This window comes from Oscillatoria sp. FACHB-1407 (assembly GCF_014697545.1).
Classification (GTDB): domain Bacteria; phylum Cyanobacteriota; class Cyanobacteriia; order Elainellales; family Elainellaceae; genus FACHB-1407.
In genome coordinates, this window is record NZ_JACJSA010000006.1 from 332,272 (window position 1) to 357,218 (window position 24,947).

At 48.8% G+C, this 24,947-nt stretch carries 23 protein-coding genes; 12 read left to right on the forward strand and 11 right to left on the reverse strand.

Annotation, left to right across the window (positions count from 1 at the left end; translation table 11 throughout):
• Nucleotides 1–20 precede the first annotated feature (20 nt).
• Nucleotides 21–4,631, forward strand: a complete 4,611-nt coding sequence (locus H6G89_RS34985; protein ID WP_242059922.1) for a PAS domain-containing protein — start codon at nt 21–23, stop codon at nt 4,629–4,631.
• Nucleotides 4,632–4,710: 79 nt separating this feature from the next.
• Here H6G89_RS34985 and H6G89_RS12795 read toward each other — a convergent pair whose 3' ends face one another.
• The 4 genes from H6G89_RS12795 to H6G89_RS12810 form a co-directional block, all read right to left on the reverse strand.
• Entirely contained in the window at nt 4,711–5,610 is a 900-nt protein-coding gene (locus H6G89_RS12795) for a three-Cys-motif partner protein TcmP (protein ID WP_190506697.1), read from the reverse strand.
• 13 nt (nt 5,611–5,623) lie between these two features.
• The gene (locus H6G89_RS12800; RefSeq protein WP_190506699.1) at nt 5,624–6,415 is read right to left on the reverse strand and encodes a DUF5131 family protein; all 792 of its coding nucleotides are present in this window, start codon (nt 6,413–6,415) and stop codon (nt 5,624–5,626) included.
• 99 nt (nt 6,416–6,514) lie between these two features.
• Nucleotides 6,515–8,848, reverse strand: coding sequence for a Tex family protein (locus H6G89_RS12805; RefSeq protein WP_190506702.1), 2,334 nt, complete (start codon nt 8,846–8,848; stop codon nt 6,515–6,517).
• Between the two features lie 63 nt (nt 8,849–8,911).
• Nucleotides 8,912–9,115: a DUF350 domain-containing protein gene (locus H6G89_RS12810; RefSeq protein ID WP_309229834.1), complete on the reverse strand. Its 204-nt coding sequence runs from the start codon at nt 9,113–9,115 to the stop codon at nt 8,912–8,914.
• Nucleotides 9,116–9,410: 295 nt separating this feature from the next.
• Between H6G89_RS12810 and H6G89_RS12815 the strand changes: the two genes are divergently transcribed.
• The 9 genes from H6G89_RS12815 (at nt 9,411) to H6G89_RS12855 (ending at nt 17,497) form a co-directional block, all read left to right on the forward strand.
• Nucleotides 9,411–10,769 (forward strand): 8-oxoguanine deaminase, encoded by a 1,359-nt coding sequence (locus H6G89_RS12815; RefSeq protein WP_190506706.1) that lies wholly within the window; start codon nt 9,411–9,413, stop codon nt 10,767–10,769.
• A 211-nt stretch (nt 10,770–10,980) separates the two neighbouring features.
• Nucleotides 10,981–11,973 (forward strand): hypothetical protein, encoded by a 993-nt coding sequence (locus H6G89_RS12820; protein WP_339384617.1) that lies wholly within the window; start codon nt 10,981–10,983, stop codon nt 11,971–11,973.
• Nucleotides 11,967–12,197 (forward strand): hypothetical protein, encoded by a 231-nt coding sequence (locus H6G89_RS12825; RefSeq protein ID WP_190506710.1) that lies wholly within the window; start codon nt 11,967–11,969, stop codon nt 12,195–12,197. The genes H6G89_RS12820 and H6G89_RS12825 overlap by 7 nt, the downstream gene beginning before the upstream one ends.
• Nucleotides 12,184–13,767, forward strand: coding sequence for a polyamine aminopropyltransferase (locus H6G89_RS12830; RefSeq protein WP_309229829.1), 1,584 nt, complete (start codon nt 12,184–12,186; stop codon nt 13,765–13,767). Before H6G89_RS12825 ends, H6G89_RS12830 begins: the two co-directional genes overlap by 14 nt.
• A gap of 124 nt (nt 13,768–13,891) precedes the next feature.
• Nucleotides 13,892–14,485, forward strand: a complete 594-nt coding sequence (locus H6G89_RS12835) for a DUF4178 domain-containing protein (RefSeq protein ID WP_190506714.1) — start codon at nt 13,892–13,894, stop codon at nt 14,483–14,485.
• Nucleotides 14,478–14,846, forward strand: a complete 369-nt coding sequence (locus H6G89_RS12840) for an S-adenosylmethionine decarboxylase family protein (protein WP_199336683.1) — start codon at nt 14,478–14,480, stop codon at nt 14,844–14,846. The genes H6G89_RS12835 and H6G89_RS12840 overlap by 8 nt, the downstream gene beginning before the upstream one ends.
• Before the next feature lie 742 nt (nt 14,847–15,588).
• Nucleotides 15,589–16,344 (forward strand): glycosyltransferase family A protein, encoded by a 756-nt coding sequence (locus H6G89_RS12845; RefSeq protein WP_190506716.1) that lies wholly within the window; start codon nt 15,589–15,591, stop codon nt 16,342–16,344.
• A 199-nt stretch (nt 16,345–16,543) separates the two neighbouring features.
• Entirely contained in the window at nt 16,544–16,870 is a 327-nt protein-coding gene (locus H6G89_RS12850; protein ID WP_190506718.1) for a hypothetical protein, read from the forward strand.
• 123 nt (nt 16,871–16,993) lie between these two features.
• Entirely contained in the window at nt 16,994–17,497 is a 504-nt protein-coding gene (locus tag H6G89_RS12855; protein ID WP_190506720.1) for a response regulator, read from the forward strand.
• Here the strand turns inward: H6G89_RS12855 and H6G89_RS12860 are convergent.
• Both H6G89_RS12860 and H6G89_RS12865 read right to left on the reverse strand, forming a co-directional pair.
• Nucleotides 17,436–18,425, reverse strand: coding sequence for an ABC transporter ATP-binding protein (locus H6G89_RS12860; protein ID WP_190506722.1), 990 nt, complete (start codon nt 18,423–18,425; stop codon nt 17,436–17,438). The two genes, H6G89_RS12855 and H6G89_RS12860, sit on opposite strands and share 62 nt — an antisense overlap.
• Entirely contained in the window at nt 18,380–19,282 is a 903-nt protein-coding gene (locus H6G89_RS12865) for an ABC transporter permease (protein ID WP_441339446.1), read from the reverse strand. Before H6G89_RS12865 ends, H6G89_RS12860 begins: the two co-directional genes overlap by 46 nt.
• Before the next feature lie 322 nt (nt 19,283–19,604).
• Here H6G89_RS12865 and H6G89_RS12870 point away from each other — a divergent pair, with 322 nt between their 5' ends.
• Nucleotides 19,605–20,912, forward strand: a complete 1,308-nt coding sequence (locus H6G89_RS12870; RefSeq protein WP_190506724.1) for a tetratricopeptide repeat protein — start codon at nt 19,605–19,607, stop codon at nt 20,910–20,912.
• Nucleotides 20,913–21,141: 229 nt separating this feature from the next.
• On the opposite strand, the gene H6G89_RS12875 is transcribed toward H6G89_RS12870, so the two are convergent.
• A complete protein-coding gene (locus H6G89_RS12875; RefSeq protein ID WP_190506726.1) occupies nt 21,142–21,624 on the reverse strand; it encodes a hypothetical protein in 483 nt (160 codons plus the stop codon).
• A gap of 315 nt (nt 21,625–21,939) precedes the next feature.
• On the opposite strand from H6G89_RS12875, the gene H6G89_RS36595 reads away from it, so the two are divergent.
• Nucleotides 21,940–22,128, forward strand: a complete 189-nt coding sequence (locus tag H6G89_RS36595) for a hypothetical protein (protein WP_305082305.1) — start codon at nt 21,940–21,942, stop codon at nt 22,126–22,128.
• 68 nt (nt 22,129–22,196) lie between these two features.
• On the opposite strand, the gene H6G89_RS12885 is transcribed toward H6G89_RS36595, so the two are convergent.
• The 4 genes from H6G89_RS12885 to H6G89_RS12900 form a co-directional block, all read right to left on the reverse strand.
• Complete coding sequence (locus H6G89_RS12885) at nt 22,197–22,604, reverse strand: hypothetical protein (RefSeq protein WP_190506729.1); 408 nt, start codon at nt 22,602–22,604, stop codon at nt 22,197–22,199.
• Between the two features lie 9 nt (nt 22,605–22,613).
• Nucleotides 22,614–23,033, reverse strand: a complete 420-nt coding sequence (locus tag H6G89_RS12890) for an HHL1-like protein (RefSeq protein WP_190506731.1) — start codon at nt 23,031–23,033, stop codon at nt 22,614–22,616.
• A gap of 219 nt (nt 23,034–23,252) precedes the next feature.
• Nucleotides 23,253–23,888, reverse strand: a complete 636-nt coding sequence (locus H6G89_RS12895; RefSeq protein ID WP_190506733.1) for a TVP38/TMEM64 family protein — start codon at nt 23,886–23,888, stop codon at nt 23,253–23,255.
• The gene (locus H6G89_RS12900) at nt 23,885–24,640 is read right to left on the reverse strand and encodes an SDR family NAD(P)-dependent oxidoreductase (protein WP_190506735.1); all 756 of its coding nucleotides are present in this window, start codon (nt 24,638–24,640) and stop codon (nt 23,885–23,887) included. Before H6G89_RS12900 ends, H6G89_RS12895 begins: the two co-directional genes overlap by 4 nt.
• Nucleotides 24,641–24,947 lie beyond the last annotated feature (307 nt).

A 24,947-nucleotide genomic window follows, 5' to 3' on the forward strand; every position in this document is an offset into this window, starting at 1 on the left:
TCACTCGTTCATAACCATTTATGACAGAAGCTGTATCCAAATCCCTTTTGAATTTTCCCCTACCTGCTAACGAGACGGAACGATTGGCGGCACTGCGACGCTACAACATTCTGGATACACCTCCTGAAACAGCATTCGATCGCATTACCACTTTGGCAGCACGACTCTTTGGTGTGCCAACGGTTTTGATTTCCCTGGTGGATGAGTCACGCGCCTGGTTTAAATCTTGCTATGGCTTTAGTCAACAGCAAGTAGAACGGGATGCCACCATTTGTAGTTTTGCGCTGTTGTATGACGGGGTTTTAGTCGTACCCGATGCACGGAAAGATGATCGCTTTGCTTGTAATCCCTTTGTGCAGACGGAACCTGGATTGCGCTTCTATGCAGGTGCACCGCTACTTACCCCGGAAGGCTTTAATCTGGGAACCCTTTGTTTGTTAGACACACAACCCCGTGACACATTTACCGCAGAGCAAATCGCAACCCTGACTGACTTAGCCGCCATGGTGATGGACGAGCTAGATCTTCGGTTAGCGATCGCCATGCAACGCGCAGCAGAACGGGAGCAACAACAGGCAGAACAGCAACGACAGGAAGCGGCGCAACACCTGCAACTCTATGCAGATGTGGTTCGCAATACTCAAGTAGGGATTGTGGTTTGGCAGTTGGAGGATTTAAATGATCCTCGATCTTTTCGCTTGCTCATCGCCAATCCGGCTGCATCAGAGGTCACAGGATTTAATTTTGAATCCATCATCGGCACGACGATGGCAGAGAGCTTTCCAAAGCTCTTACAAACCCCATTAGTGCAGCAATATCTCGAGGTGATTCACACGGGGCGATCGCTCGATTTAGGGGAGGTCGCCTATGGGGAAGATGGTATGCCTGACGAGATTTATACCCTCAAAGCGTTTCCCCTGCCAAACCACTGTTTGGGACTGGCATTTGAAAACATCACCGCTCGCAAGCAACTTGAAAATCAACTCAAGGAAAGTCAGCACTATAATCAGCAAATTGCTGAAGCGTTGCCCGGTGTCTTATTTGTGCATGACATCATTCATCAGCAGAATGTGTATACTAATCGCCAAGTTGCCGATTTGTTGGGATATACCTCTGAACAGATTCAGGAGATGGGCACAAACGCGCTTGCCATCCTGATTCATCCCGATGATTTAGAACGGGTGTTTGACTATTTTCAAGCCTTTCAAACGACAACCGATACGGGAGTTTTAGGAATTGAATATCGCGTCTATCATGCCAATGGAGAGTGGCGTTGGTTGTATAGCCAAAGCGTCGTCTTTAACCGAACAGCAGATGGGTTGCCTCATCAAATTTTAGGCGTATCGATTGACATTAGCGATCGCAAACGATCTGAAGCCATTCTGTCAGAACAGGAAGCACGATATCGCTACATCTTTGAGACGGTAGGGGTTGCCATCTGGGAAGAGGACTTTTCAGCGGCAAAAACTGCGATCGATCGCCTGAGGGCATCCGGTGTCAACGATTTTCATCAATATATTGCCGAGCATCCCGAATTTGTGCAGCAAATGGCGAATCTGGTGCGAATTCGAGATGTCAATCAAGCGGCACTGCATATGTTTGCGGCTCAGGAAAAGTCAGAGTTATTGGCTTCGTTAAATCAAATCTTTACGCCGGAAACTGAAGCAGCATTTGTCGAAGAAATTCTGGCGATCGCTCAGGGTGAAACCTCTTTTGCCGCAGAAACTGTGGTGCAAACGCTACAGGGCGATCGCCTCAATGTCTGGTTTAGTATGACCTTTCCCCCGATTTCAGAGCCGTATGACCATGTGCTAGTCTCGCTCCTGGATATTACTCAACGCAAACAGGCTGAGGCTGAACTTCAAGCGAGTGAAGAACGTTATCGCCATCTGGCAGAAGTCATGCCACAAATTGTGTGGACAACAGATGCGAGTGGCATGGTCACGTACTTTAGCCCCCACTGGTATACCTACACAGGATTAAACGAAGCCGAATCGATGGGTCTGGAGAGTCTTAACGCAATGTATCCTGACGACCGCGATCGCGTTCTTCAACAATGGTTGCTTGCAGTCCAAAATTCCCAGGAATACGAGATCGAGATTCGGTTGCGACGTTGGGATGGAGTTTATCGTTGGTTTCTCTGTCGAGCCTTGCCAGTACGAGATGCCAATGGTGACATTGTTAGTTGGGTTGGTACGGATACCGATATTGATGATCAAAAGCGCGTTCAAGAGGCATTGCGCGAGAGCGAAGAGAGGCTATCGTTGGCGTTGCATTCGGCGCAGGCAGGTATGTGGCAATGGTTTAAAGCTGATAATCGTACCATTTGGTCAGATGAAAATTTTGAGCTACTGGGTTACGAACCAGGGCAAGTTGCTTCTACCTATGACAACTGGATGCAGGCAGTACACCCGGATGATCGTGAGATGGCACAGCAGGCAGTACAGCAGGCATTAGACGAGAATACCTCCCTCTATTGTGAATACCGCGTTTGCTTGCCGGATGGCTCTGTTCGGTGGTGTGCCGATATTGGACAAATCATGTACGACGATCAGGGTAACCAGGATGGCATGATTGGGTTGCAAATTGACATTAGCAAACGTAAGCAAATTGAGTTAGAGCGTGAACGCAGTGAGGCAATTCTCAATGCATTTTTGACGGCGTCTCCAATCGCACTGACGCTATTTGACTGTGACCTGCGTTTTATTTATGCCAACGAAGCCCTGGCTCAAATCAATGGGCTACCTTTGAATGAACACTTAGGTCAAACCCTCTGGGATGTTGTGCCAGATATGGCTCCCCAGTTTGTCCCCATGTTGCAGCAAATTATCACAACGCAAGAACCAGTTCTCAATCTGGAATATAACGGTGAAGTACGACCGGGCGTTTATCGCCATACCATTGCGAATCACTTCCCGGTTTGCTTGCCTAACGGTGAAGTGTTAGGGGTTGGGGTGACTGTCACAGATATTTCTGAATTAAAGCGAATTGAAGCCGAACTGCGCCAAAGTGAGGAACGCTTATCCTTAGCTCTTAAAGCTGCGAATCAGGGACTTTATGACTTGAATGTGAAAACAGGAGAGGCAATCGTTTCTCCTGAATATGCGCGAATGTTGGGCTACGAGCCAGAAGAGTTTCAGGAAACGAATGCAGCATGGCGCGATCGCATGCATCCTGACGATGTGGCAACGGTATACCGAGTGTATGAAGAATATGTCGCGGGACTGCACAACGAATATTGTGTAGAGTTTCGACAACGCACTAGAACCGGAGGATGGGTGTGGATTCTCTCGATTGGCAAAATTGTCAGTTGGGACGAGGACGGCAATCCCCTACGAATGTTGGGAACCCATACGAATATCAGCGATCGCAAACGAGCAGAACAAGCTCTGCAACAACAAGCGGAGGATCTGGCTCAGGCAAACCGAGTGAAAGATGAATTTCTCGCGGTGCTATCTCATGAGTTGCGATCGCCCCTCAACCCTATTCTGGGATGGACGAAACTCTTACAAACGGGAAACTTTGACCCGCAAAAAACAAAACAGGCATTGGAAGTTATCGAACGCAATGCTAAACAACAAACCCAACTGATTGATGATTTGCTCGATATTTCCAAAATTCTGCGGGGCAAGCTTGTCTTGAGCGAAGCCCCCGTTGATCTGGCACTCATCATTGAGGCAGCCCTGGAAACCGTGCGGCTCTCGGCTGAAGCAAAAGATATCCAGGTCAAAACTGTGCTGAACGCATATCTCCCGCCTGTTCTGGGGGATGGAGGACGGTTGCAACAAGTCGTTCTAAATTTGCTCTCCAATGCGATTAAGTTCACCTCTAACGGTGGGCGAGTTGAAGTGCGCCTAGAGGTGGGGAATGGGGAATGGGGAATGGGGAATGGGGACGACCCAACCTACACCCTACACCCTACACCCTACACCCCACACCCCACACCCAACTCCCCCACTTATGCTCAAATCGTCGTTACCGACACCGGAAAAGGCATCGTGCCAGACTTCTTGCCCTATGTTTTCGATTCTTTCCGTCAGGAGGATGGTCGAACGACTCGTAAATTTGGTGGCTTGGGCTTGGGACTGGCCATTGTACGGCAACTCACCGAATTACATGGGGGAACCGTTCATGCTGAAAGTCAGGGTGAAGGCTGTGGAGCCACGTTTACAGTTCGCTTACCGCTAATGAAACAGGCATTCGGGACTAGAGAAAACCCTCTCGCAAACCCATCATTGCAGCAGATTCAGACGTTGCAGGACGTTCGAGTGTTAGTGGTAGACGATGAAGCCGATATGCGAGATCTGGTGGTTACAATCCTGGAACAAGTTGGGGCGATCGCCCACACGGCAACCTCTGCAACTGAAGCATTGGCGGCGTTAAACCAATTTCAGCCCATGATTATTGTCAGTGATATCGGGATGCCAGACATCGACGGCTACACCCTGATGCGACGGATTCGATCCTCCGCTTCTGAACATGGCAGACAAATTCTTGCAATTGCGCTAACCGCCTATGCCAGTGAATTTGATCAGCAATTGGCACTCCAAGCCGGATTTCAAAAACATCTTTCAAAACCCATTGAACCGGAGGAATTGATCAGGGCGATCGCCGCTTTGGTAAACAGTTAGCTGTGTTAAGCCTAATCCTATAGCTTTTTCGGCTGTATCAAGGCAATGAGTTCAAGGGCAGTTCAAATTACCGAAAAATTCAACTTCCTAAAACTCTTAATTGGTCATATCGATTGAAAATATCATTGGTGATTCTGATTGCAGTTTCATTGTGACTTGCCAAACACAAGGCATACAATGCTGAGTTTGTTGAGTTTTTCATGAGAACCGGTCTACTAACATAGCGGAAAAGTTCTCTTAGCTGGTTTGTGTATAAACTCGCTAACCATTCGGATCGAATAGTGTCACGGCTTAATGATGGTTCTGATGGATTGCCGAATAGGTCTAGTTGTGTTGCTGGAGGCTCTCTGTAGATTTGAGTTATCCAATTTGTACTTCCCATGACCTTACTTAACTGCTCTACCACTTCTGGCTCTGGATTTTGATCTCTCGGAAGAAGGCGAGTAACACCCATAACTGAAAAGTTGATAAAAATATCACAAGTTCTAGTATTGGCTAGCTCTCTCACCGTCTCCCAATCTACTTGCAATCCGTAAGGATCTAAAAAAACAAACGTTCTTTGTTTTGGAGATCGAAGAACTTTTGGGATGATGTCATTTCGTAAAACGTCATTACAATCTCCCAACCGTGTTTCAATAATGCAGTCTGGAAAATCTTCACGCAATCGTTCAACTCGTTCTATACGCTGAGGAGAAACATCTATAAACCAATAACCATCAAATCTTGGTTCTGTTTGCAGGGCGCGTAAAGGAGAACCGTCGATATAGCGTTGTTCATCTTTCGCGACAGGCTTGACAGAACCTGCAAAAGCATCAATGTAGTAGTAAGCTCTAAGCCAAGGTTTTCCAGTAGGATTATTTGAGGTCTTTTGGTTACTCATGATGGTGGAATAAGCTTGGAGGTATTGCGCTAGCAAATCTAATTTTCCCTCTGACCACCGCCCGATAATGTCCTCACCTTCGCTACCACGTCGGCTCATGGTTAGACTCTCTTTACTTTGTAGAGATTAAATATCTCTGTTCTAACCTATTTGTCTGCTGATATCTAGAAATTTTCTGGTTTTGCCACTTATTGATGTGCTCATACCAAGCAGAAGGCATCTCGTCCCAAATTTGGTCATCAAGTGCTCTACCACCAGCCTTTGAGTGATGTCCTCCCCATTGTTTGAAGAAGAAAGCAACGTCAACTTCTCGTGTTTGATGCAAGATGTCTCTAACCCATTCTGGATTTATAGGACGATGCTGAAATCCGGATTCACCACCAACAATTACCCAGTGAATTCCCTCGAGATTTAGACACAGTCCTCCAAGAAGAGGCTCGCAGGAAAGGAATCGCACTTTTGCTGGCACATGCCTAAGATTATCAATTCTATGAGTATATTGTTGATTCTCCACGGACACACCAATCCAAATATTTTCGGACCATTCCAACCTAGGTGCTAATTCTGCTAAATTCTGATCTCGCTTAGTTAAAATTTGGTAAATATGCCAGGGAGTTTCTCTCATAACAGCAAAAATCTCCTGCAAATATGCAAGAGGCACATCCTTGTGAAACAAATCACTCATAGAGTTCACAAAGATACGACTGGGTGTTCGCCACTTCCTTGGTTGGTCTAATCGCTCAGGGTGTAGCGTTAGATTAAAACCTTGCGGAAAATTTTGAGGAAATCTTTCTGTTAGTGCCTCAGCATAGCAATACCGACAACCTGGACTCACCTTATTGCATCCTGTAATAGGGTTCCAGGTTTTGTCAGTCCATTCAATACCAGTGTTGCTGCTTGACATCTTACTACCACATACCTTTCAAGATAAATCAATAAGTTATTATTTTAGTACAGAAGTAGTACAAAAATTCTGTGCCGTCTAAATTTCGTCCTTAACCCATCATCGTTTTTTGCCAAATTTGGCTTTCAGATCCTCTAATGTTGCAGGTCGAGACTCCGCAGATGGTTTGTCAGACTTAGGGCGATCGCCCTTGGATTGGGGTTTGGATTGACTCTGGTTCTTGTTTTGAGGCTTCTCCTTTGCAGCGGGAGTTGGTTTGCCACCTCTGCCCTCATTGGCGTCGGGCGATCGCATCGAGAGGCTAATCCGTTTGAGTTGTTCATTCACTTCCAACACGCGCACGGTGACGACCTGACCCACTTTGACCACCTGTTTGGGGTCGCTAACAAATCGATCGGCTAACTGCGAAACGTGGACTAAGCCGTCCTGATGAACGCCAATATCGACAAAGGCTCCAAAGTTTGCGACATTGGTGACAATGCCTTCTAGCTCCATTCCCACCTGGAGGTCAGAGATCTCCTTGACACCTTCCTTAAACGTGGCGTATTTGAACTCCGCACGAGGGTCGCGTCCGGGTTTTTCCAGTTCTGCCAAAATATCGCGCAGCGTTGGTTCGCCCACCGTGTCAGTGGTGTATTTCTTCAAATCGGCTTTCTTGATCCGTTCGGGAATCTGGGTGATTTGAGTCAGTGGCACACCGAGGTCAGTGGCGATCGCTTCCACGATTCCATAACTTTCAGGGTGAACTGCCGTATTGTCCAAGGGATTCTTGCCCTCGCGAATTCGCAAAAAACCAGCGGCTTGTTCAAAGGCTTTGGGTCCCAATTTGGCGACCTTAAGCAGATGGCGGCGATCGCGGAAGGCTCCGTTTTGATTGCGGTAGGCGACGATGTTGTTGGCGATCGAGGGACTAATCCCCGATACAAAGGTGAGCAGTTCCTTTGAAGCGGTGTTGAGGTCTACCCCAACGTAGTTCACGCAACTTTCGACGACTTCATCCAGTTTCTTTTTCAGCAACTTCTGATCGACATCGTGTTGATATTGCCCTACGCCAATCGATTTGGGGTCGATCTTAACCAGTTCTGCCAGCGGATCTTGTAGACGACGACCGATGCTGACAGCACCTCGCACAGTAATGTCAAAGTCAGGAAACTCCGCGATCGCCACTTCACTGGCGGAATAGATCGAGGCTCCCGATTCGTTGACCATCACTTTGATGGGTTTGCGCTCCAGGGTTTGCAGCAACTCGGTGACAAACTCATCGGTTTCGCGTCCTGCCGTCCCATTGCCGATCGCAATCAACTCAATCTGGTGTTGCTGAATCATTCGGGTCAGCGTGCGAGCCGCTTGCACCCGTTGTTCTGCCGCTTGATGGGGAAAGATGGTCTGGTACTCCAGAAATTTGCCAGTCTGATCCAGGGCTACCACCTTGCAGCCTGTACGGAAGCCCGGATCGATGCCCAGCGTAGGTTTCATTCCGGCGGGAGCCGACAGCAGCAACTCTCGCAAGTTTGCCTCAAAGGTTTTAATCGATTCGATGTCTGCCTCCGATTTCTTCGCTGCTCGAACTTCACTAATCAGCGAGTTTTTCATCAAGCGATTGAAGGCATCTTGCAGCATGGTGCGGTAGAAGCTGCGCACCTCCGGTTGCCGGGTACGAATCTCTTCCGACTCCAGATGAGCCAACACCGTGTCTTCATCAAAGGTCAGGTCAAAGTTCAGCACACCCTCCGTTTCACCGCGATAAAGTGCCAGCAGGTTGTGAGCGGCGATCGCCTTCACCTTTGCCTGAAAGTTGCGATACATCTCAAACTTGGTTGTCCCTTCGGGGAAGTCGGCTTTGATGGTCGAGGTAAATATCCCCGACTCCATCAGATAATCGCGCAAATAGGCTCGTAATTCTGCTCGTTCGGCGACTTCTTCAGCCAGAATATCCGATGCCCCTTGCAGTACCTCAGTAGCGGTCTTTACCCCTTTTTCTTCGGAGCAATATTTCAGGGCTTCCTGTTCCAGTGAAGCAGCAGCAGCTTTGGGTTGATTTAACGCTTTGATAAACTCTGCTAACGGCTCTAGCCCCTTTTCTCGCGCCATTGTGGCTCTTGTGCGGCGTTTAGGACGGTAGGGCAGATAGAGATCTTCCAGTTCGTTCTTCTGCAAACAGGTTTCGATTTTGGCTCTCAGGTCATCGGTCAGCTTTCCCTGCTGGTCGATCGCCGTAATGATTGCGGCTTTGCGCTCCTCCAGTTCTGTCAGATAGGTGTAGCGATCGGACAGATCTCGCAGTTGAACTTCATTCATCTCACCCGTTCGCTCTTTGCGATAGCGGGCGATAAACGGAACGGTTGCCCCCTCTGCAAACAGTTCTAAAGCGTTGTTGACCTGTGCAGGTCGCAGGGACAGTTCCTCTGCTAAGAGTTGGGGAATGTTCAGCATGAGACTCGATTCGTTCTTTAGACTGCCCTCTAACTTAGCAGATTCGCCAAAATTTAGGGTCGCCTACGTCAAGATCACGGCAATGACAATGGAGGCGATCGCCACAATAAAAGCTCCCACAATCACTCCGGCAGCTACATTACCTTTGCGAATCTCTTCTCGGTAATCAATCGGGTCGAGCAGGTCAAACAACCGCACCCCTCCATACAGGAGCAGTACGCCCACAAACGCCCACCCAACGGTTTCAGCCACTAACTGTAAAATCACCAAAGTAACTTCCTCTCCTGTTCTGCTAACAATTCGTTGATGCCAGCACCCAAGCTCGATGACCTGGAGGGAAAACGGCTTTGCATCATATCCCCTCTAAATCCATCAAATTATCCAGCAGATCACCCACAATCGACATTAGATCTTAATTTTTCGTAGTGCTCAGACACAGCTAAAGTGATGAAATCCGTGGGGATGGTCTTATTTTTTCTGACTACTAAAAATTGTGTGTCTGGATACATTCATGGACTTACCCTTGCTGTAAATCAAACACATGATCAATCGTCAGCCATTTATGCCTACTTTGCTTATCAAAAACATCCATACCTTAGTCACGATGGATGCAGCGCGTCGAGAAATTTGTAATGGGGCTTTACTGGTTCGAGACAATGTGATCGAGCAGGTTGGAACAACACCAGAGTTGCCTCAAACCGCAGATGACGTTTTAGATTTACAAGGTCGCTACATCGTCTTGCCTGGTCTTGTCAACACGCATCATCACTTCTATCAGACTCTGACTCGTGCTGTACCAGCAGCGCAAAACTGTGATCTATTCAACTGGCTACAAACGCTTTATCCAATTTGGGCAAATCTCACATCCAAATCGGTGTATGTCAGTGCTCAAATGGCAGCCGTCGAGTTAATGTTGTCTGGTTGCACAACCGCCAGTGATCATCTCTATATTTATCCCAATGACAGCACGTTAGACGATGAAATCCAGGCTGTGCAGGAGGTTGGTCTGCGATTTCATGCCAGTCGAGGCAGTATGAGTGTCGGGCAGAGCCAGGGAGGACTGCCACCTGATTCTGTAGTCGAGAAGGAATCCGATATTTTGAAGGACAGCCAACGGTTAATTGAGCAATATCACGACAATACTCGTCATGCGATGTTGAGAATTACCCTGGCTCCCTGTTCTCCCTTTTCGGTATCGCCAGACTTGATGCGAGAATCGGCAACTCTGGCGCGATCGTATCCCGGCATTCGGCTCCACACCCATTTAGCAGAAAACAAGTCAGATATTGAGTACAGCTTGACTACCTTTGGGATGACCCCTGGAGATTATGCAGAGTCGGTCGGTTGGGTCGGTGAGGATGTGTGGCACGCCCATTGTGTGCAGTTAGACGATCGCGCCATTCAACAATTTGGTAAAACGGGCACTGGGGTCGCCCATTGCCCCTGTAGCAACATGCGTCTCGCGAGTGGCATGGCACCCATTCGGAAAATGCTAGATCATCGAGTCCCAGTGGGTTTAGGTGTAGATGGCTCGGCATCTAACGACACCTCCAATTTGTTGAATGAAGCTCGAACGGCTTTTTTGATGGCGCGAGTGCGGGAACTGGATGCTTCGGCAATGACTGCACGCGAGGCACTGGAACTGGCGACGTTAGGAGGGGCGAAGGTGTTAGGACGAGATGATATCGGCTATCTGGCTCCTGGGATGTCAGCCGATTTCATCGCAATTAATCTGGATCGCCCTGAATTTGCAGGTGCTCTCCATGACCCGATCGCCGCGATGATCTTTTGCCAGGTCAATTCTGTAGATTACAGTTTTATCAATGGTCGCAAAGTGGTTGATCAGGGGCGAGTAACCACAATTGAAGTGCCGAAATTAGTGGAAGAGCATAACCGATTGGCACATCAACTGCTTCATTAAGGAATGGAAATTATAGCTTTGGTCAGAAAGCGTAAGCCAAAGGAATGGCTCAAACCCTGACGCTGGGAAAGCTTCCTGACTCGCCTCCGCCCCATCGAATGTGGCTACGGCTATAACTCAGTCTGTCTGCCGATATCGCTATCCAGAATTTAACTAATTGTTATGCGCTCATGCGAGTGTGCGATGGATGGGTTAAAACTGACTGATGAGAGTGAGCATACAATCGCAAAGAACCAGTCGCTTCATTGATTGGTGGTATTACATGGCTGGGGCGATCGCTGTAGTCATGTTTATTGCCCTCATCATTTCCCCGTTTATGGGGCAAATGTTAATCTCGACTCAAATTCAGGTCGATGAGGGTGAGCCAGAGGAACTTCAAGCGGTTCAAATGCAACCGCAATCGATCGGTGCGCTGAGAGTAGATGTTAAAGCCATCATTCCAACGAACCGTTGGGTAACGTATGAAATTCAACTACGCGATCAGCAGGATCAGGTGATTGCCAGTGCGCTGAAGGATGCGTGGGCAGAGTCAGGCACCTGGTACGAAGAGGGGGAATCGGGCACCTGGCAGGAAGAGGATCTCCTGTCGGGATTAGATGTTAGAGCACTGCAACCCGAAGCCCTTACGATTACGCTTGATGTGTTGAGCTACACTACCTCGGCAGGCGTAGACGTTGATGAATCTGTCACCTTTAATGTTCAGGTTCGTAACGGGGTTGTAGACACGCGCTATCTCTGGGCAGGACTTGTGGGTGCGATCGCCATGGTGGTACTGGCAGCGATTTCAGTGCCATTGACGGGCGATCGCGTCATTTCTAAATGGATTGGGGATAGTGATGTGGGCGATCGCGCGCTCATGGGCGGAGCCAATCGACTGGTGCGCGTCACCGTCAAGGTCAAGTCGGATGAAACCTCACCCCGTCATTTGACCATCAAACTCTTTGTAAAAGACGGAAACGGAGAACAAATTTATGCCCGTGACTTTCCGGTTACGCTTCGCTTTATTCGCAACAAAGAAAGAGAATTGATCGGAGCATCAGCAAGTTTATGCAAGTTTTTTATCCTGGAACCCCGCAGTTCTTATGGGTTCTATGTTGAGGTTGTTCCCGACAATCCAGTGGATAGTACGCATCTGATTGTGCGCGATCGCGCCAAAACTCAAGGCAGTGTTGATGTAATTCATTTACGGGCTAACGAATGGTGACTAAATTACTGGCAGCCGCTGCTTTTTTCATTGCGTTGACGACACTCGTATTTGCCTTTAGTCAGCGATCGGCGTTAGTGCTGCGTCAAGAACAGCAACCCTACTATTGGGCGCGACACAACACCTACTTGTCAGGGCGGTATTACGGCAACAGTTGGCAACCCAATCCAGCGCGATCGACCTATGGTGCTTTTCGGGGGGGTGGTCCCAGTGCTGGAAAGTGATGGATTCCCTAACAAACGACGTGAGCGGAATCTATTATTAATCGCTGCCGCTATCTCGTCAGCCTGTGGCTTAGCCGTGGAGTTGTTGTTGGGTACACTCGCGAGCTATCTTGTCGGTAATCAAGCCCTTGCCTATGGAGTCGCTGTGGGTGGGTTTTTGGCGGCGATGGGCATCGGAGCCTATCTGAGTCGCTTCATCGCTGTTGAAACGGGTCACGCAGATCAATATCACCGTTTGCAAGTCGCCTTTGTGCAGGTTGAGTTGTGGATTGCCCCGTTGAGTGCTGTGCTGCCATTGGCATTGTTTGCCCTGTTTGTAGTGGATGGTCCCTTTTGGATGGGGTTGTTTTTAGCAACCATCCTGCTGGGCATTCTGGCAGGTATGGAAGTTCCTCTGTTGACCCGGTTACTGGAGCTTGATGAAGGAGTGCGTGAGGCACTGGCAGGAGTGCTGGCACTCGATTATCTAGGGGCGTTGTTGGGGTCGTTACTCTTTCCGATCGCCCTGTTGCCGTTTTTAGGGTTGTTCCCCTCCGCTGCACTGATTGGAGCTTTACCTGCCTTTGTTGTCTTCATCTTTGGGCGAGTTGTCCCTCGATTACGCTATTGGGGACGGTGGGGACTCGCGATCGCCATTGCGCTCTGTGTATTTGCGCCCCTGACGTTGCCTTTGAGCGATCGCCTGGAAAACTCCCTCTATGATGCCCCAGTCATCACCCGCATCCAATCGACCTATCAGCGAATCGTAATGACCCGCCAGGGCACCGACGTTCGCCTCTTTTTAGATGGGGATTTGCAGTTTTCTACGCTGGATGAATACCGCTATCACGAAGCTCTGGTGCATCCTGCGATGAGCATTAATCAGCGTGAAATTGAACAGAGTAGTAGCTCTGGCGATCGCTCCCGACAGGTTTTGTTGATGGGTGCAGGAGATGGTTTAGCACTGCGAGAAGTGCTCAAGTGGCAGGATGTCGAACGAGTGCTGTTAATTGACTTAGACCCTGCCATTGTGAACCTGGCTCGGCGTCACCCTTTTTTAGTCAACGCCAATGCCAAAGCCTTTGCTGACCCACGGGTAGAAGTACGCCATGCCGATGCTTTCACCGCCCTTGCTGCCCTGCATGAAACCTTTGATGTCATCATCGCTGACTTTCCTGACCCCGATCGCGACGGCATTGCCAAACTCTACACTCAGGGGTTTTATCGACGGATGCTGGCTCACCTCAACCCGACAGGTATCTTTGTCACGCAGGCATCCAGTCCCTTCTTTGCCCCTCGTGCCTTTGCCTGCATTGCGGCCACGCTGGAGTCACTCCCTCTGGTAATCCGCCCCTACACAATTGATGTGCCTAGCTTTGGTCCCTGGGGGTTTGTTCTAGCAACCCAAAATCCCATCGAGACAACCTCACTCCCATTGCCCGTCGCAACCCATTTTCTGACAGTTGCTATGCTCCCCTCTCTGTTTCAACTGCCCGGTGACATTCAACTCGGTGGCGTTGAGGTCAATCGTCTCTCTCATCCTGTGATTCTGCGCTATCAAAATGACCCTCGTTGGGAGGCGTATGATTAATCCTTTAAGGTGTGGAACACAGGAATCAGGAAGATGAACAGATACTAAATTCTTAATTTTCCTTCTTTTTTCCTTCTTCCTTCTTCTCTCTTCTTTTTTCTCTTTTCCTTCTTCTCTTTCCCTTATGCTCCCACTGATCTGGATAGGAATCATTGCGATCGCTATTGTGGCAGTTATTTTAGTGATGCGTCAGGCCCAGGGAAAATCCCTGTCGCCACGCAAAGCCACCCCAGCATTGCCAATGCAACGAACTGTGTTTACGCTGCAAGTGGGAGACATTGTGCAGTATGAGGGAGCCGATTGGGTTGTTGAGGGGCAATTGACTTATAACAGTCAGGGCTATGTCTGGTTGGAATATCTGTTGCAGGATGCTGATCAAATTCGCTGGCTTTCAGTTGAGGAAGATGACCAGGTCGAGATCTGCTGGCTAAAACCTTTAGCGGGATTGGAAATCAGCCGCACACCACCGCAACAAATCACGGTTGCGAACGTAGTGTTTCAACTAGAGGAATCTGGCACGGCTCAAATGACTCACCTTGGCGCGACCCTCAATCGGCAGGCACAACACTGCCGCTACTTCGACTATAGCGGTGCTGATCATCAGATCCTATCGGTCGAAGATTGGGATGGAGATATTGAGATCACAATTGGTCACAAAATTCGCCCCAGTGCCCTGCTTCTGTTACCGGGAGACGGTCGTCACGTCTACGATGGCTAACATGATTAAGTCTCATCATTTTTCAGCGATTCTGCCCGTCTCTCAAGCTGTTTATCAGTGGACGGATCAGGACTTTTTAAAGCTACTCAAAACTCTGGTGCAACAGGTGGGACTCAACACTGTAGGTGAGATGGCGATCGCCTTTCAACCTCAGGGCATGTCGGCAGTTGTCTTGTTAGAAGAATCTCATGTTGCATTACACTTTTGGCCTGAAGAAAGTAAAGTTTCTGTTGATATTCATGTGTGTGATTTTCAACACAACAATTATGAAAAAGCAGAGCAACTAACACACCTGTTAACGTTGCATCTGAGTAGCAGTGATCATTGTGATGATTGGCATCATCTATCACTTATTCGTTAAGGACATGATCCAGATCAAGTAGGGCGATCGCCCCGAATTTGAAGTCCAAAAAATACAGCCGTTAACTACCTGACAAAGCTTTTATAGCCGTAGCCACACTCGATGGGACGAAGGCGAGTCAGGAAGCTTTCCCAGCATTCGGGGTTGAGCCATTGCCCTTGCCTTTAGCTTGCTGACCAAAGCTACATATCCCTCTTTAATCACTTTGGATGGAGAGTATTTTTTCGAAAGCCTTCTAGCTTCTAGCGAGGAATGTACGCATGGAGGCTCTGCCTCCAACCATTGCTTTAGGAGGCAGAGCCTCCGTCACTCCATTTCCAAGCAGGAACTTGGAAACGAGAAATTTGGCAAACTACTTTTCACCCAAGTAGTGGAGGAGAGATTTGTTGCAATTTTAACCTTAAAGACATTCAACCCTAAGATAGATTTTTTTCGTAAAGTTTTGGTTAGGATTGTAGTGATTTATGGCAAATGGGGAGTACCGAGAGCTATAACAAGACAGTGCTAAGGAGCGTTAACTAGCAACTGCTACAAGCTGTTCTCAATGGGTGCAATTAATCAGGGGAAGAGTCTTACAACCATTGAGTTTAGTGTCACATTTACACATACTTTGCCAAATTTAATTGTATGAAGGGTAACCCTCAATTGGGGGAATGATGTTGTGCAATGCACAGCACATTTCACCATGGGATAGATGCCCTAGAACACGACTACACAAGGCAATTACTAGACGAGGTATACAATGCTGGTTTTTGTAGTTCCAGTGCAGAGTAAAGCTACAGCAAAGTCTTGGAATCGTGTCTCTCAGTTGTTTGAACGGTGTGTGCAATCTGTTTGTCAGCAGAGTTCACCCCACTTTCAAGTTATTGTAGTTTGCAACGAGAAGCCCGATACGGCTTTCAGACATCCCAAAATTAGTTATGTTGAAGTCGATTTTCCTGTGCCAGATATCAACTCTGGTAGACCAAAGGAAATTCTAAATGAGAAACGCACCGATAGAGGACGGAAGCAATTACGTGGGTTAGTAGCAGCACAAGAGTTTAATCCTACTCACACCATGTTGCTGGATGCGGACGATCTCGTGAGTAAGCGGTTGGCAGAATTTGTTCATCGTCATCCTAAAGCTAATGGATGGTTTGTGAATAAGGGCTATCGCTATGCCCCTGGCAGTTACTGGATTTATAAGAAAGCGAACGGTTTTCATACCATGTGTGGAAGCTGCAACATCATTCGCAATGATCTCAACAAAATTCCAGAGAATCCTGAATACGATCGCGGTTATGGTTACTACAAGTTCTACTTAAACCATGCCAGGGTTGCTAAGGTTTTAGCAGAAGAAGGCACACCGTTAGAACCTCTACCCTTTTTGGGAGCAGTTTACGTTGTGCAAACGGGTGAGAACACTTACTTTAGTTCGTCCCGGCTATACCAGGGAATTGGTCGATACATTAACTACCGATTGGTAACGCCATCGATTAGAGAAGAGTTTTGTCTCTAACTGCAAAACCTATCTTACGTTTGAGACGAAAGCTTAAGCCAATCTAAGCGATCGCCTCAATTTTGTTTTTGAAAGGTAAACTCTTGAGGTGTTAAATTACACAAGCGCAGCATATAGGGCTAGAGTCAAGAGTTAAAGAACTTATTTGCAGAGCTAGCCTAATTTGTGAAAGCTTGGTTTCTCAAGAGAGGCTATTGCTATGGTTCAAGAAGTACCTCAATCCCAGTTGGGACAAGTTCAACAACTCAAACTCGACCCAGGCTTTTCTAATGCTCATGCACAGGTGATTCTCGAGTTGATGGAACAGGTTTTGGAAATCAGCCCGGAAGAGCCATTTGAAACGATCGGTGCTGCCTTCGCATCCAATGACTATGGCTATTTCCGGCTTGCTTTTAGAAAAGACCAGGGAGACTCTGAGCAGGAAAACGCTTTGTGGGTAGAGTATGTCCGAGTTCGTCATGATCCCGAATTCAAACCCCAATTGATCCGTGTTATGGAACAGGTTGGTGTTCTATTACCTGCCTGACCCTTGGATTGATTTAGATGGGGGTTAAGGCATAACGTCCATGGTTGAGTTCCCCCCTGAGGCAGTTAACACTGTGTAAAGGAGTTAGGTACAAGGGAGCTAGAGACGTTTCTATGCCTGCTTATGTATCATCTTGCCATCGTTGATGATAATGAATCCTGGTGTTTTGTGCTGGCACTGCGGTTACAACAACAGGGATATGTGGTGTCCACGTTTACCGATGTGCATGCATTTCTCCAACAAGCTGCGCGATTTGACCTGGTTCTGATTGATTTTTCAATGCCAGTCCCCCGTTATCAGGCGGGTATGGATGGACCTGAAGTAATTTGCAAAGTCAGGCATCGTCTTGAGTACCCACCATTAATGGTGCTCGTCTCCAGTTTCTTTACAGAAGACTTATTAAGTCATGCCGCGGAAATCTGTCCTGAAGCAGATGCCATTTTAAGCAAACGAACCGAAGCCACAACGATGCTCCGGCAAATTAAGCAACTCCTGGAGCAACGGGAGCAACGCGATCGCAATCAGGGCGATCGCCACTACACTCGCTCTAGTCAGATGGTTTCTTCTAGTTCCAGGGGTCAGCAAGGTTCTCTGGAACAAAGAACTCGGCGGGAGCACCCTGAGTAATTTCAACGTAAATGTGTTCAAGGCGAACAGGTTGCCGCGAGATCGAGTCGAGCGGAATACCGTCAAATCGTTCAAGAATGTCCTTCAGTTCCAGATGCTCCGGTAGCCAAAAAGCCAGTTCTCCACCGTAGCGGCGAGGCTTGAAGCCATGCTCACGGGCACGGGCGATCGCTCCTGGTTCATCTGGGGTATGGACAATGACAATGTCTGTCGCTGCGATCCGGTTTCGCAATTCAGCCAGGGTGCCCTCTGCGAGAAGTTGCCCCCCTTTGAGGATACCGATTCGCTGACAGAGCCGCTCCACTTCATCCAACAGATGACTGGTCAGCAAAATCGTCATCCCCTGGTCTTTCAGTCGCTTAATTAAGTCCCAGATTTCGTAGCGAGCTTCGATATCGAGCCCAGTTGTGGGTTCGTCGAGAATCACTAGCTTGGGACAATGCACCAGTGCGATCGCCATACTCAGTCGTCGCTGCATCCCTCCACTCAGGGTCTCTACTGGACTGTTGGCGCGATCGCCCAAATTCACCGCCTCCAGACAGGTCTGTACTTGCCGTTGGCGTTCGGCTTTGCTGAGTCCATAGATTTGAGCAAAGAAATTGAGATTTTCTCGACAGGTCAGGGATCGATAAAGCAGGTTTTCCTGGGGGGCGATGCCGATCCAGGCTTTGGTCGCGTCAGAAACTGCTTTTCCGTTGACTTTAACCGTGCCGCTATCCGCCTTCAACAGGTTACAGATGATATTGATTGTGGTGGTCTTGCCTGCGCCATTGGGACCCAACAGACCGTAAATCTCCCCCGGTGCGATCGCCAACGACAGGTCTTCTAAAACGGCGCGATCGCCATAACGTTTGCTCAGTTGCTTAATCTGTAGTGCCAGCGTCACAGTCTTCTCTCCGACCAAATCATTCGACGGTAAGACAACCATCCACCGACGATCATCAACCCTGCAAATCCAACAAGAAACCAAAAGTGGGGGGCGATCGCTGCCAGATCATCTCCATTCGCGGCAACTCCCGTCAATGCCTCATTCATGTGGTAAATGGGATTATATTCCGCGATGCGTAACAGACTGTCAGGAAAGAGGGATGTCGGTAGAAAAACCCCACCCAGAATCAGTAGCGGCACCCCAAAAGCAGCCACCAGGGCATTGACATCCTCCGTGCGGCGAGCAAACTGAGTTCCTAAAATGAAGCCGACCCCCACATAGGCAATGATGCTCAACAGCAAAATGGCAATACACAGCAGAATAGAGCCTTCTAAACGTGCCCCTAAAAACGCTGCTAGAGTGTATACCAAAAGGGTTTGACCCGTACCAATGCCTAAATGTGCCAGAAAAATTCCTAAAAAATAAGAAGTGCCACTGAGGGGCGAGATAAACAACCGCTTCAGCGTGTGCTGCTCTCGCTCTGAAACAACCGTTGCCACACTTCCGCCCAGGCAACTAAAGAATAGAGCCGCCCCCACCAAAGTTGCTGGAGCCGCCACCTCAAATGCCTCCGCCTGACTCAGTTGAGCACGCTCCTGAATGATAAAGCCGTTCAGAAGCAACACGGAAATAGGGAAAATTGCCCAAAAGATGAGCGATCGCCTGCGGCGCACCAATTCTGTCAAGATCCGTTGTGCTACTGCCAGCGTCTCACGCCAGTATTTGAGCCAGTTCACCGTTTTCCTCATAGGTGGGTTGCATTCGTTATCATAACTTGCTTGGGGAGTGGGGAGTGGGGAGTGGAGGAGTGAGGGAGTGGAGGAGTGAGGGAGTGGAGGAGTAAGACTCCTGACCATTAACCCCTAACTATTGACCATTGACCATTAACCATTAACCCCTAACCATTAACTGTATTGACTCACCAGGTTAGCCTAAATACGCGGTGCGTTACGCTGACGCTAACAGCACCCTACAGGCTAATGCTCTGAGTCATTACAATCAACCATTAACTATTGACCATTGACCATTAACTATTGACCATTGACCATTGACCCCTACCCCCTACCCAACCCTAATTCACCCCAAAATATAAATTCTCTTTGCTCGTTTGGATTTGAAGGCGATCGCTGTGTTTAAACCAGTAAGTAACTATCATTCTTTCTCTAAACGGTTAAACCTGTGGCTCACGAACCGTACGACCAAATTGTTAGACAATACATAGAACGAGTGACGGCTCTGCGCGATCAACGGCGGGAATTGCCTGATGCCAAGATGTTGCAGGCGATCGCCCAGGATTTGGGGATGACCCAAGCTGATCTGATGGCTGCGGAGGAAGCGGCTCAGCTATCCACTCAACGGGGATTGGGTTATCTGCGGCACCAACGATGGGATGATGCGATCGCCGAATTTACAAATGCAGTGGCACTACAACCCACTCAAGTCGAAACCCTGCATGGTTTGGCTCTTGCTTATAAAGAACGGTGGACGACTCAACACAAGGTGGCAGACCAGCAGGAAGCCATTCGACTGACCAAGCAGTGCCTGGAGCTAGACCCTAATCACGAAGCTTCCTTTGCGCTGTTGAATGACCTCGACAGGCCTCTGCCTCCCGCACGGCGGACTAAGTCCAATCGGGGTTGGCGGTATCCGGCTCTCATTGGAGTGACGACCGTTTTGGTCATCGCAGGTTTGATCTCTTACCTCACGGTCAAACCCTCCGAACCCTCCGATGGGACAACGGCTCCTACGATTGAAAGCGTGACGACCAGCGATGCAACGGAACAGCCCGATGAGGTTGAAGTGCCTGTTCAATTTGTGGAGTCAGAGCAGATTAGCGGATTGCGGTTTAGCGTTCGTGAGTCAAACTATGCCACCTATGGCTCCAACTTTCATACGTTGGTGGCAGACATTCAGAATCAGAGCCAGTTTGAGCTTCAAGAATTGAAGTTTAAGGTTGAATTTCTCGATGCATCTGGTCAGGTGTTTCGCACTGCCTTTCAAACGGGGATTTCTTCTTCTGATGCTCCTATGCGTCCGGGGGATGCAGTGGGAGTGGAGTGGCTTGAGGAAAATGCGGGAGAGGCTCATGCAGTGAGGGTTTCGGTGCAAACGCTGAAACAATCACCTGCCGCTACAACCTATTCCCCTGCGAAAGTCTTGCCAGCACGGTGGTTGAGCCAACGCCCAACGGAAATGAACTTAGAAGTTCGAGAACGGTTTAGTCAATTTGAAGCTTACGATTCAGGCAGTGCTTATCACACCTTAACGCTAGAAGTTGAAAACACCGGACAGGTTGCCCTGGAAACGGTGCAGGTTCTAGTAGAAACGCTGGATGCAGGCGATCGCGTCTTATCTTCCGACGAATACTACATCATCACCGGATCGGATGCCTCCCTGCTGCCGGGGCAAACCCGTGTCCGTAGTTTCGTTACCTCTACAACACCGGCATTTCAGCGTTATCGAGTGGCGATCGTCAATGTTAAGTAACGTGATTCAGGATCAGGATTTCGGCGGTTTTAACCGCCGCTATAAGAGCAAAACCGACCTGCGTCGGTTCGTCAAACCTGCATTTTCCGTAATCCGCATCGGTGGACTTCGCTCTAGTAGCCGCGAATTCATTCGCCGGGCTCTTAAACCGAACTGACGTTAAGTAGGCGTTGGGACAAATCTTACTTCAATTCAGCAATGCCAAGAGGCAAGTATTGACGCAACGAAATCACCGCAAAACCTCAGGTGGCGGATTGATTGCGCCAGAATTGTAATCTTCCCAAACGCCCTCTAGCAGGCGGCGTCTCTCGTCGCCTGCATCCCCATAGCTCTGAGCTTCAACCTGCAAAAACTTCTGGAATAGAGGGTTTTGAGCTAAGTTCAACAATTCCTCTAATTCTGCTTCTGAAAAATTGGCTTCTAGCTGCGATAGATAATGTTCTTCCGCATGGCTCCATCCCACCTCCTGCACAAAGACCCCATGCAACCACTCCCTAAAACCAGCACCCTGCGTCGTTTGCACGGATACATCGACGCTGTTGCCCAGATACAGGTCATACTGTGCAGCAGTTCCCAGTTCTGTCAGCACAGTTCTCGCTAACGCTTGTTTGGATGCATCTAGCAGTGCAGTTTCTGTCGGATCAGGTTGCTGAAGTGCCTGTTGAGGGGTGGTTGAATAGGCACTGCAAGTGCTGAAAAGAAGACCCAGCATGACCAGAACCATGGGAAACCAAGCTTTTAGTTTGAGCATTGTCAGCGAAGGAATGAGGAAGTTGTTATAGCTTTGGTCAGAAAGCTTAGGACAAAGCGAGTGGTTCAACCCTGATGCTGGGAAGGCTTTCTGACTCGTTGTAGCCACATTTGATGGAGCTACGGCTATCACTATAACGTCAGTTTGGTTTAAGAGCTTGGCGCGAATGAAGTCGCCGCTATGAAAGCCAACTCCGCCGATGCAGACTTTAGAAGAAGCGAGTTTTGATGAACCGACATAGGTTGGTCATACAGCCATAGCCATCCCATTTGATTCATGAAGAAGTCTGAGATAGGGTCAATGGTCGATGGTCAATGGTCGATGGTCGATGGTCAATGGTCGATGGTCAATGGTCAATGGTCAATGGTCAATGGTCGATGGTCAATGGTCAATGGTCAATGGTCAATGGTCGATGGTCAATGGTCAATCGTTGCTGTTCATACACAAATGACGAATGACGAATGAAAGAGTAGGTTTCACGATTGATTTAGGACTGCCCTATCAACCATTTACTCAAGAACCATCAACCACCTCTAATCCTTCGTTGGATTCTTAATCCGCTCCTCAATATCGTCTAAGGTCTGAATCACCAGTCGCTTAGCCTGCAATTTCCAACCCCACTTTTGAACGCGGATGGCAGCATAACCAGCCGCAATGGTAATCAGCAGATCCAGGGGTTGAATGAAAGAAATGCCCAACAACATACTTAGTCCGGCAATTCCCCACAGTGGCAACGCAACTGTCTGGCGTTGTTTCTCAACAAGCTGACCGATCGCGTCGGTTGGCATCTCCGCCAGCAAAGTTTCCCGAATTTGTCGTTGTTCGGCTAGCGGCACAGACAGGGCTATCTTGGGGCGCAACCGCTCGATTTTGCGAGCATCGGTGCTGTATTGAGTCAATTCGTCCTCCGCCATGAGGACTAAGCGTTCTAACTGTCCCATGAGGATGTGTTAACCCCGTTTGAAAATCGATGTGAGGCGATCGCCAATTTGACTCACCACGTTCTGCAATCCGCCAACCGTCTGGGGTTGAACTGCTATCTGGATGGGTTCATCCTTAAACTCTTTGAGTCGGTAGCCGTATTCTAAATTCTGTTGGTGTTTCCGCAAAACAGGGAAGAGCCGAAACGCACCCTGTAGTAGCTCTTGCTGACTCCCAAAAATGGCCTGGTTAATTTGGTTAGAGCGTTTTACTGCGATCGCCCCTACGGGAAACCAGTTGGGTCTGCCTTTGATGCGAATGTAAATCTCGTAATCAGGAGTACCGTCTGCCTTCATTCGGTCGTATTGCTGTGCTGCTTTTGCACGCTCAGGCGATCGCTTAGATGCTTTTTGGGGCTGAGGTTTTCCAAATCCGAGGTTGGCAGACATAAACACTGAATGTAAACGTTAATAAAAGTTTACAACATTTTAAGAAAAATTCTTCTGCCAATGGTCAATGGTTGGTAGTCAATGGTCAATGGTTAGTGGTTAGTAGTCAATGGTTAGTGGTCAATGGTTAGTAGTTAATAGCTGAGAGTCACAGAGCAGTAGCAACGAACAATTGACGATTGACGATTGACCATACCCTATTCCCCACTCCCCACTCCCTCAACTCTGTGGTTCCCGTTGCACAAATGCTGTAATTGCCCCAATGCCCAGTGCTGCGAGAATGGCAAACCCAAGTAACAACTGACTGCCCTCAAAGATGCCTGCTCCGGCGGCAACCCAAAGTGGTTTGGCAACGGCAATGCTCACTACCAGAGCCAATAGATAGCGAGACCAACTGATGCTGGTTAAGCCGACACCGTAGGCGACGAAGTCAAATAGCCCGGTCATCAGGAACCCCAGCATCAGGAAAAAGTTGCGTTCCAGATGACGTTGACCCAGGCGATCGACTTTTTCCATAAACTGTTCGCCAACGAACCTCTGGACTAATCCTCGCCCATACCGCCGAGCGATGTAGAAGTTGAAGGTGCAGGAGGCAAGGTCTGCCAGTGCCACGATGAGAAGCCCTTGAGCAAAGCCAAACAGCCCTCCCGCGAGAATCGCGTAGGCAGTCCCCGGCAACACAGGCACGATGATGCTAGTAAAGCGCAACCCAAAAACGATCGCAGGTGCCCAAATGCCAAATTGATCGACCTGATCGCGAATACGCTCAATACCGACTTTGTTGATCACGGCAATTACCGCCACAATCAACACCCCAATCAATACCCATCGGGCGATCGCAATCCATCGTTTCATCGCAGATAACTGGCTCCATTGACATCAACAATACCGCCTGTGAGAAATAGCGATTCGTCCGCTGCCAGAAATAAGATGGTGTGAGCCACTTCTTCGGGTCGAGCAACCCGGTTCAAGGGGCTCTGTTGGCGAACGCTATCCCCCCTGGGACTGTCTAATACCTCCCGTGCCATGTCGGTTTCGACAAACCCCGGAGCGACGGTCATCACTCCAATATTGTAAGGGGCGAGGTGCTGCGCTAACGATTGCCCCAGTGCATTTAGTCCCGCTTTGCTGGCTCCGTAAGCCGTGGCATTGGGTTCCCCGCGAAAGGCTCCCCGTGAGGAGACATTGACGATGCGCCCCGATCGCCGCTCGATCATATGACGTGCGACGCAATAGGTGATGTTTGCGGCTCCAAGCAGGTTGACGTTTAGCGTTTGTTGCCAGACAGTCTGCCAATCTGAATAGCTGGTCTGATCCAGCGGATGCTCCTGATACACGCCAGCATTGTTCACCAAAATGTCGATGTGACCGAGTTGGGCGATCGCCTCACTGACCATCTGTTCAACCGCGATCGCATCGGCGAGATCCGCTTGCACCAACCCATGCCCTTCACCAGGCAGACTCTCTCGAATCTGTTGGGCAGATTCCTGCCGTTGCCCATAATGCAAAGCAACTCTGGCTCCAGCAGTAGCGAAGGCGATCGCAGTGGTGCGACCGATACCCCCGGAGGCTCCGGTAATTAAAACGGTTTTATTTTGGAAATTCATTATGTGGCGATCGGTGTTGTCAGTTATTCATTATCAACGTCTACCGATGGATTGTGGGCTAATGAAAGTCGATCCATAAACGCCCGCGAATGAATTGCGGGCGCAGCATCGGACATTTTCCAATTTCGCAATTCATTTGCAGCGTAGGATTAGGTAAGCATACGTGAGGTTAGCGATCGCACAGGATCAGTAGCAAAGCCAAATGGCAATTACTCCAAGGGAAACTGCCTCGCATTACCCTCGGAGTGGTTCTGTCTGATCACCTCCAGATCCCCGACTTCTTGTACCAAATCTTTAAGGCATTAGA

Coding starts and splice junctions, on each gene's coding strand:
- H6G89_RS34985 (WP_242059922.1), top strand. CDS start 21: ATGACAGAAGCTGTATCCAAATCCCTTTTGAATTTTCCCCTACCTGCT.
- H6G89_RS12795 (WP_190506697.1), bottom strand. CDS start 5,610: ATGAGCCGACGTGGTAGCGAAGGTGAGGACATTATCGGGCGGTGGTCA.
- H6G89_RS12800 (WP_190506699.1), bottom strand. CDS start 6,415: ATGTCAAGCAGCAACACTGGTATTGAATGGACTGACAAAACCTGGAAC.
- H6G89_RS12805 (WP_190506702.1), bottom strand. CDS start 8,848: ATGCTGAACATTCCCCAACTCTTAGCAGAGGAACTGTCCCTGCGACCT.
- H6G89_RS12815 (WP_190506706.1), top strand. CDS start 9,411: ATGCCTACTTTGCTTATCAAAAACATCCATACCTTAGTCACGATGGAT.
- H6G89_RS12825 (WP_190506710.1), top strand. CDS start 11,967: ATGGTGACTAAATTACTGGCAGCCGCTGCTTTTTTCATTGCGTTGACG.
- H6G89_RS12835 (WP_190506714.1), top strand. CDS start 13,892: ATGCTCCCACTGATCTGGATAGGAATCATTGCGATCGCTATTGTGGCA.
- H6G89_RS12840 (WP_199336683.1), top strand. CDS start 14,478: ATGGCTAACATGATTAAGTCTCATCATTTTTCAGCGATTCTGCCCGTC.
- H6G89_RS12845 (WP_190506716.1), top strand. CDS start 15,589: ATGCTGGTTTTTGTAGTTCCAGTGCAGAGTAAAGCTACAGCAAAGTCT.
- H6G89_RS12850 (WP_190506718.1), top strand. CDS start 16,544: ATGGTTCAAGAAGTACCTCAATCCCAGTTGGGACAAGTTCAACAACTC.
- H6G89_RS12855 (WP_190506720.1), top strand. CDS start 16,994: ATGTATCATCTTGCCATCGTTGATGATAATGAATCCTGGTGTTTTGTG.
- H6G89_RS12860 (WP_190506722.1), bottom strand. CDS start 18,425: ATGGTTGTCTTACCGTCGAATGATTTGGTCGGAGAGAAGACTGTGACG.
- H6G89_RS12865 (WP_441339446.1), bottom strand. CDS start 19,282: ATGGTCAGGAGTCTTACTCCTCCACTCCCTCACTCCTCCACTCCCTCA.
- H6G89_RS12875 (WP_190506726.1), bottom strand. CDS start 21,624: ATGCTGGGTCTTCTTTTCAGCACTTGCAGTGCCTATTCAACCACCCCT.
- H6G89_RS36595 (WP_305082305.1), top strand. CDS start 21,940: ATGAAGAAGTCTGAGATAGGGTCAATGGTCGATGGTCAATGGTCGATG.
- H6G89_RS12885 (WP_190506729.1), bottom strand. CDS start 22,604: ATGGGACAGTTAGAACGCTTAGTCCTCATGGCGGAGGACGAATTGACT.
- H6G89_RS12890 (WP_190506731.1), bottom strand. CDS start 23,033: ATGTCTGCCAACCTCGGATTTGGAAAACCTCAGCCCCAAAAAGCATCT.
- H6G89_RS12895 (WP_190506733.1), bottom strand. CDS start 23,888: ATGAAACGATGGATTGCGATCGCCCGATGGGTATTGATTGGGGTGTTG.
- H6G89_RS12900 (WP_190506735.1), bottom strand. CDS start 24,640: ATGAATTTCCAAAATAAAACCGTTTTAATTACCGGAGCCTCCGGGGGT.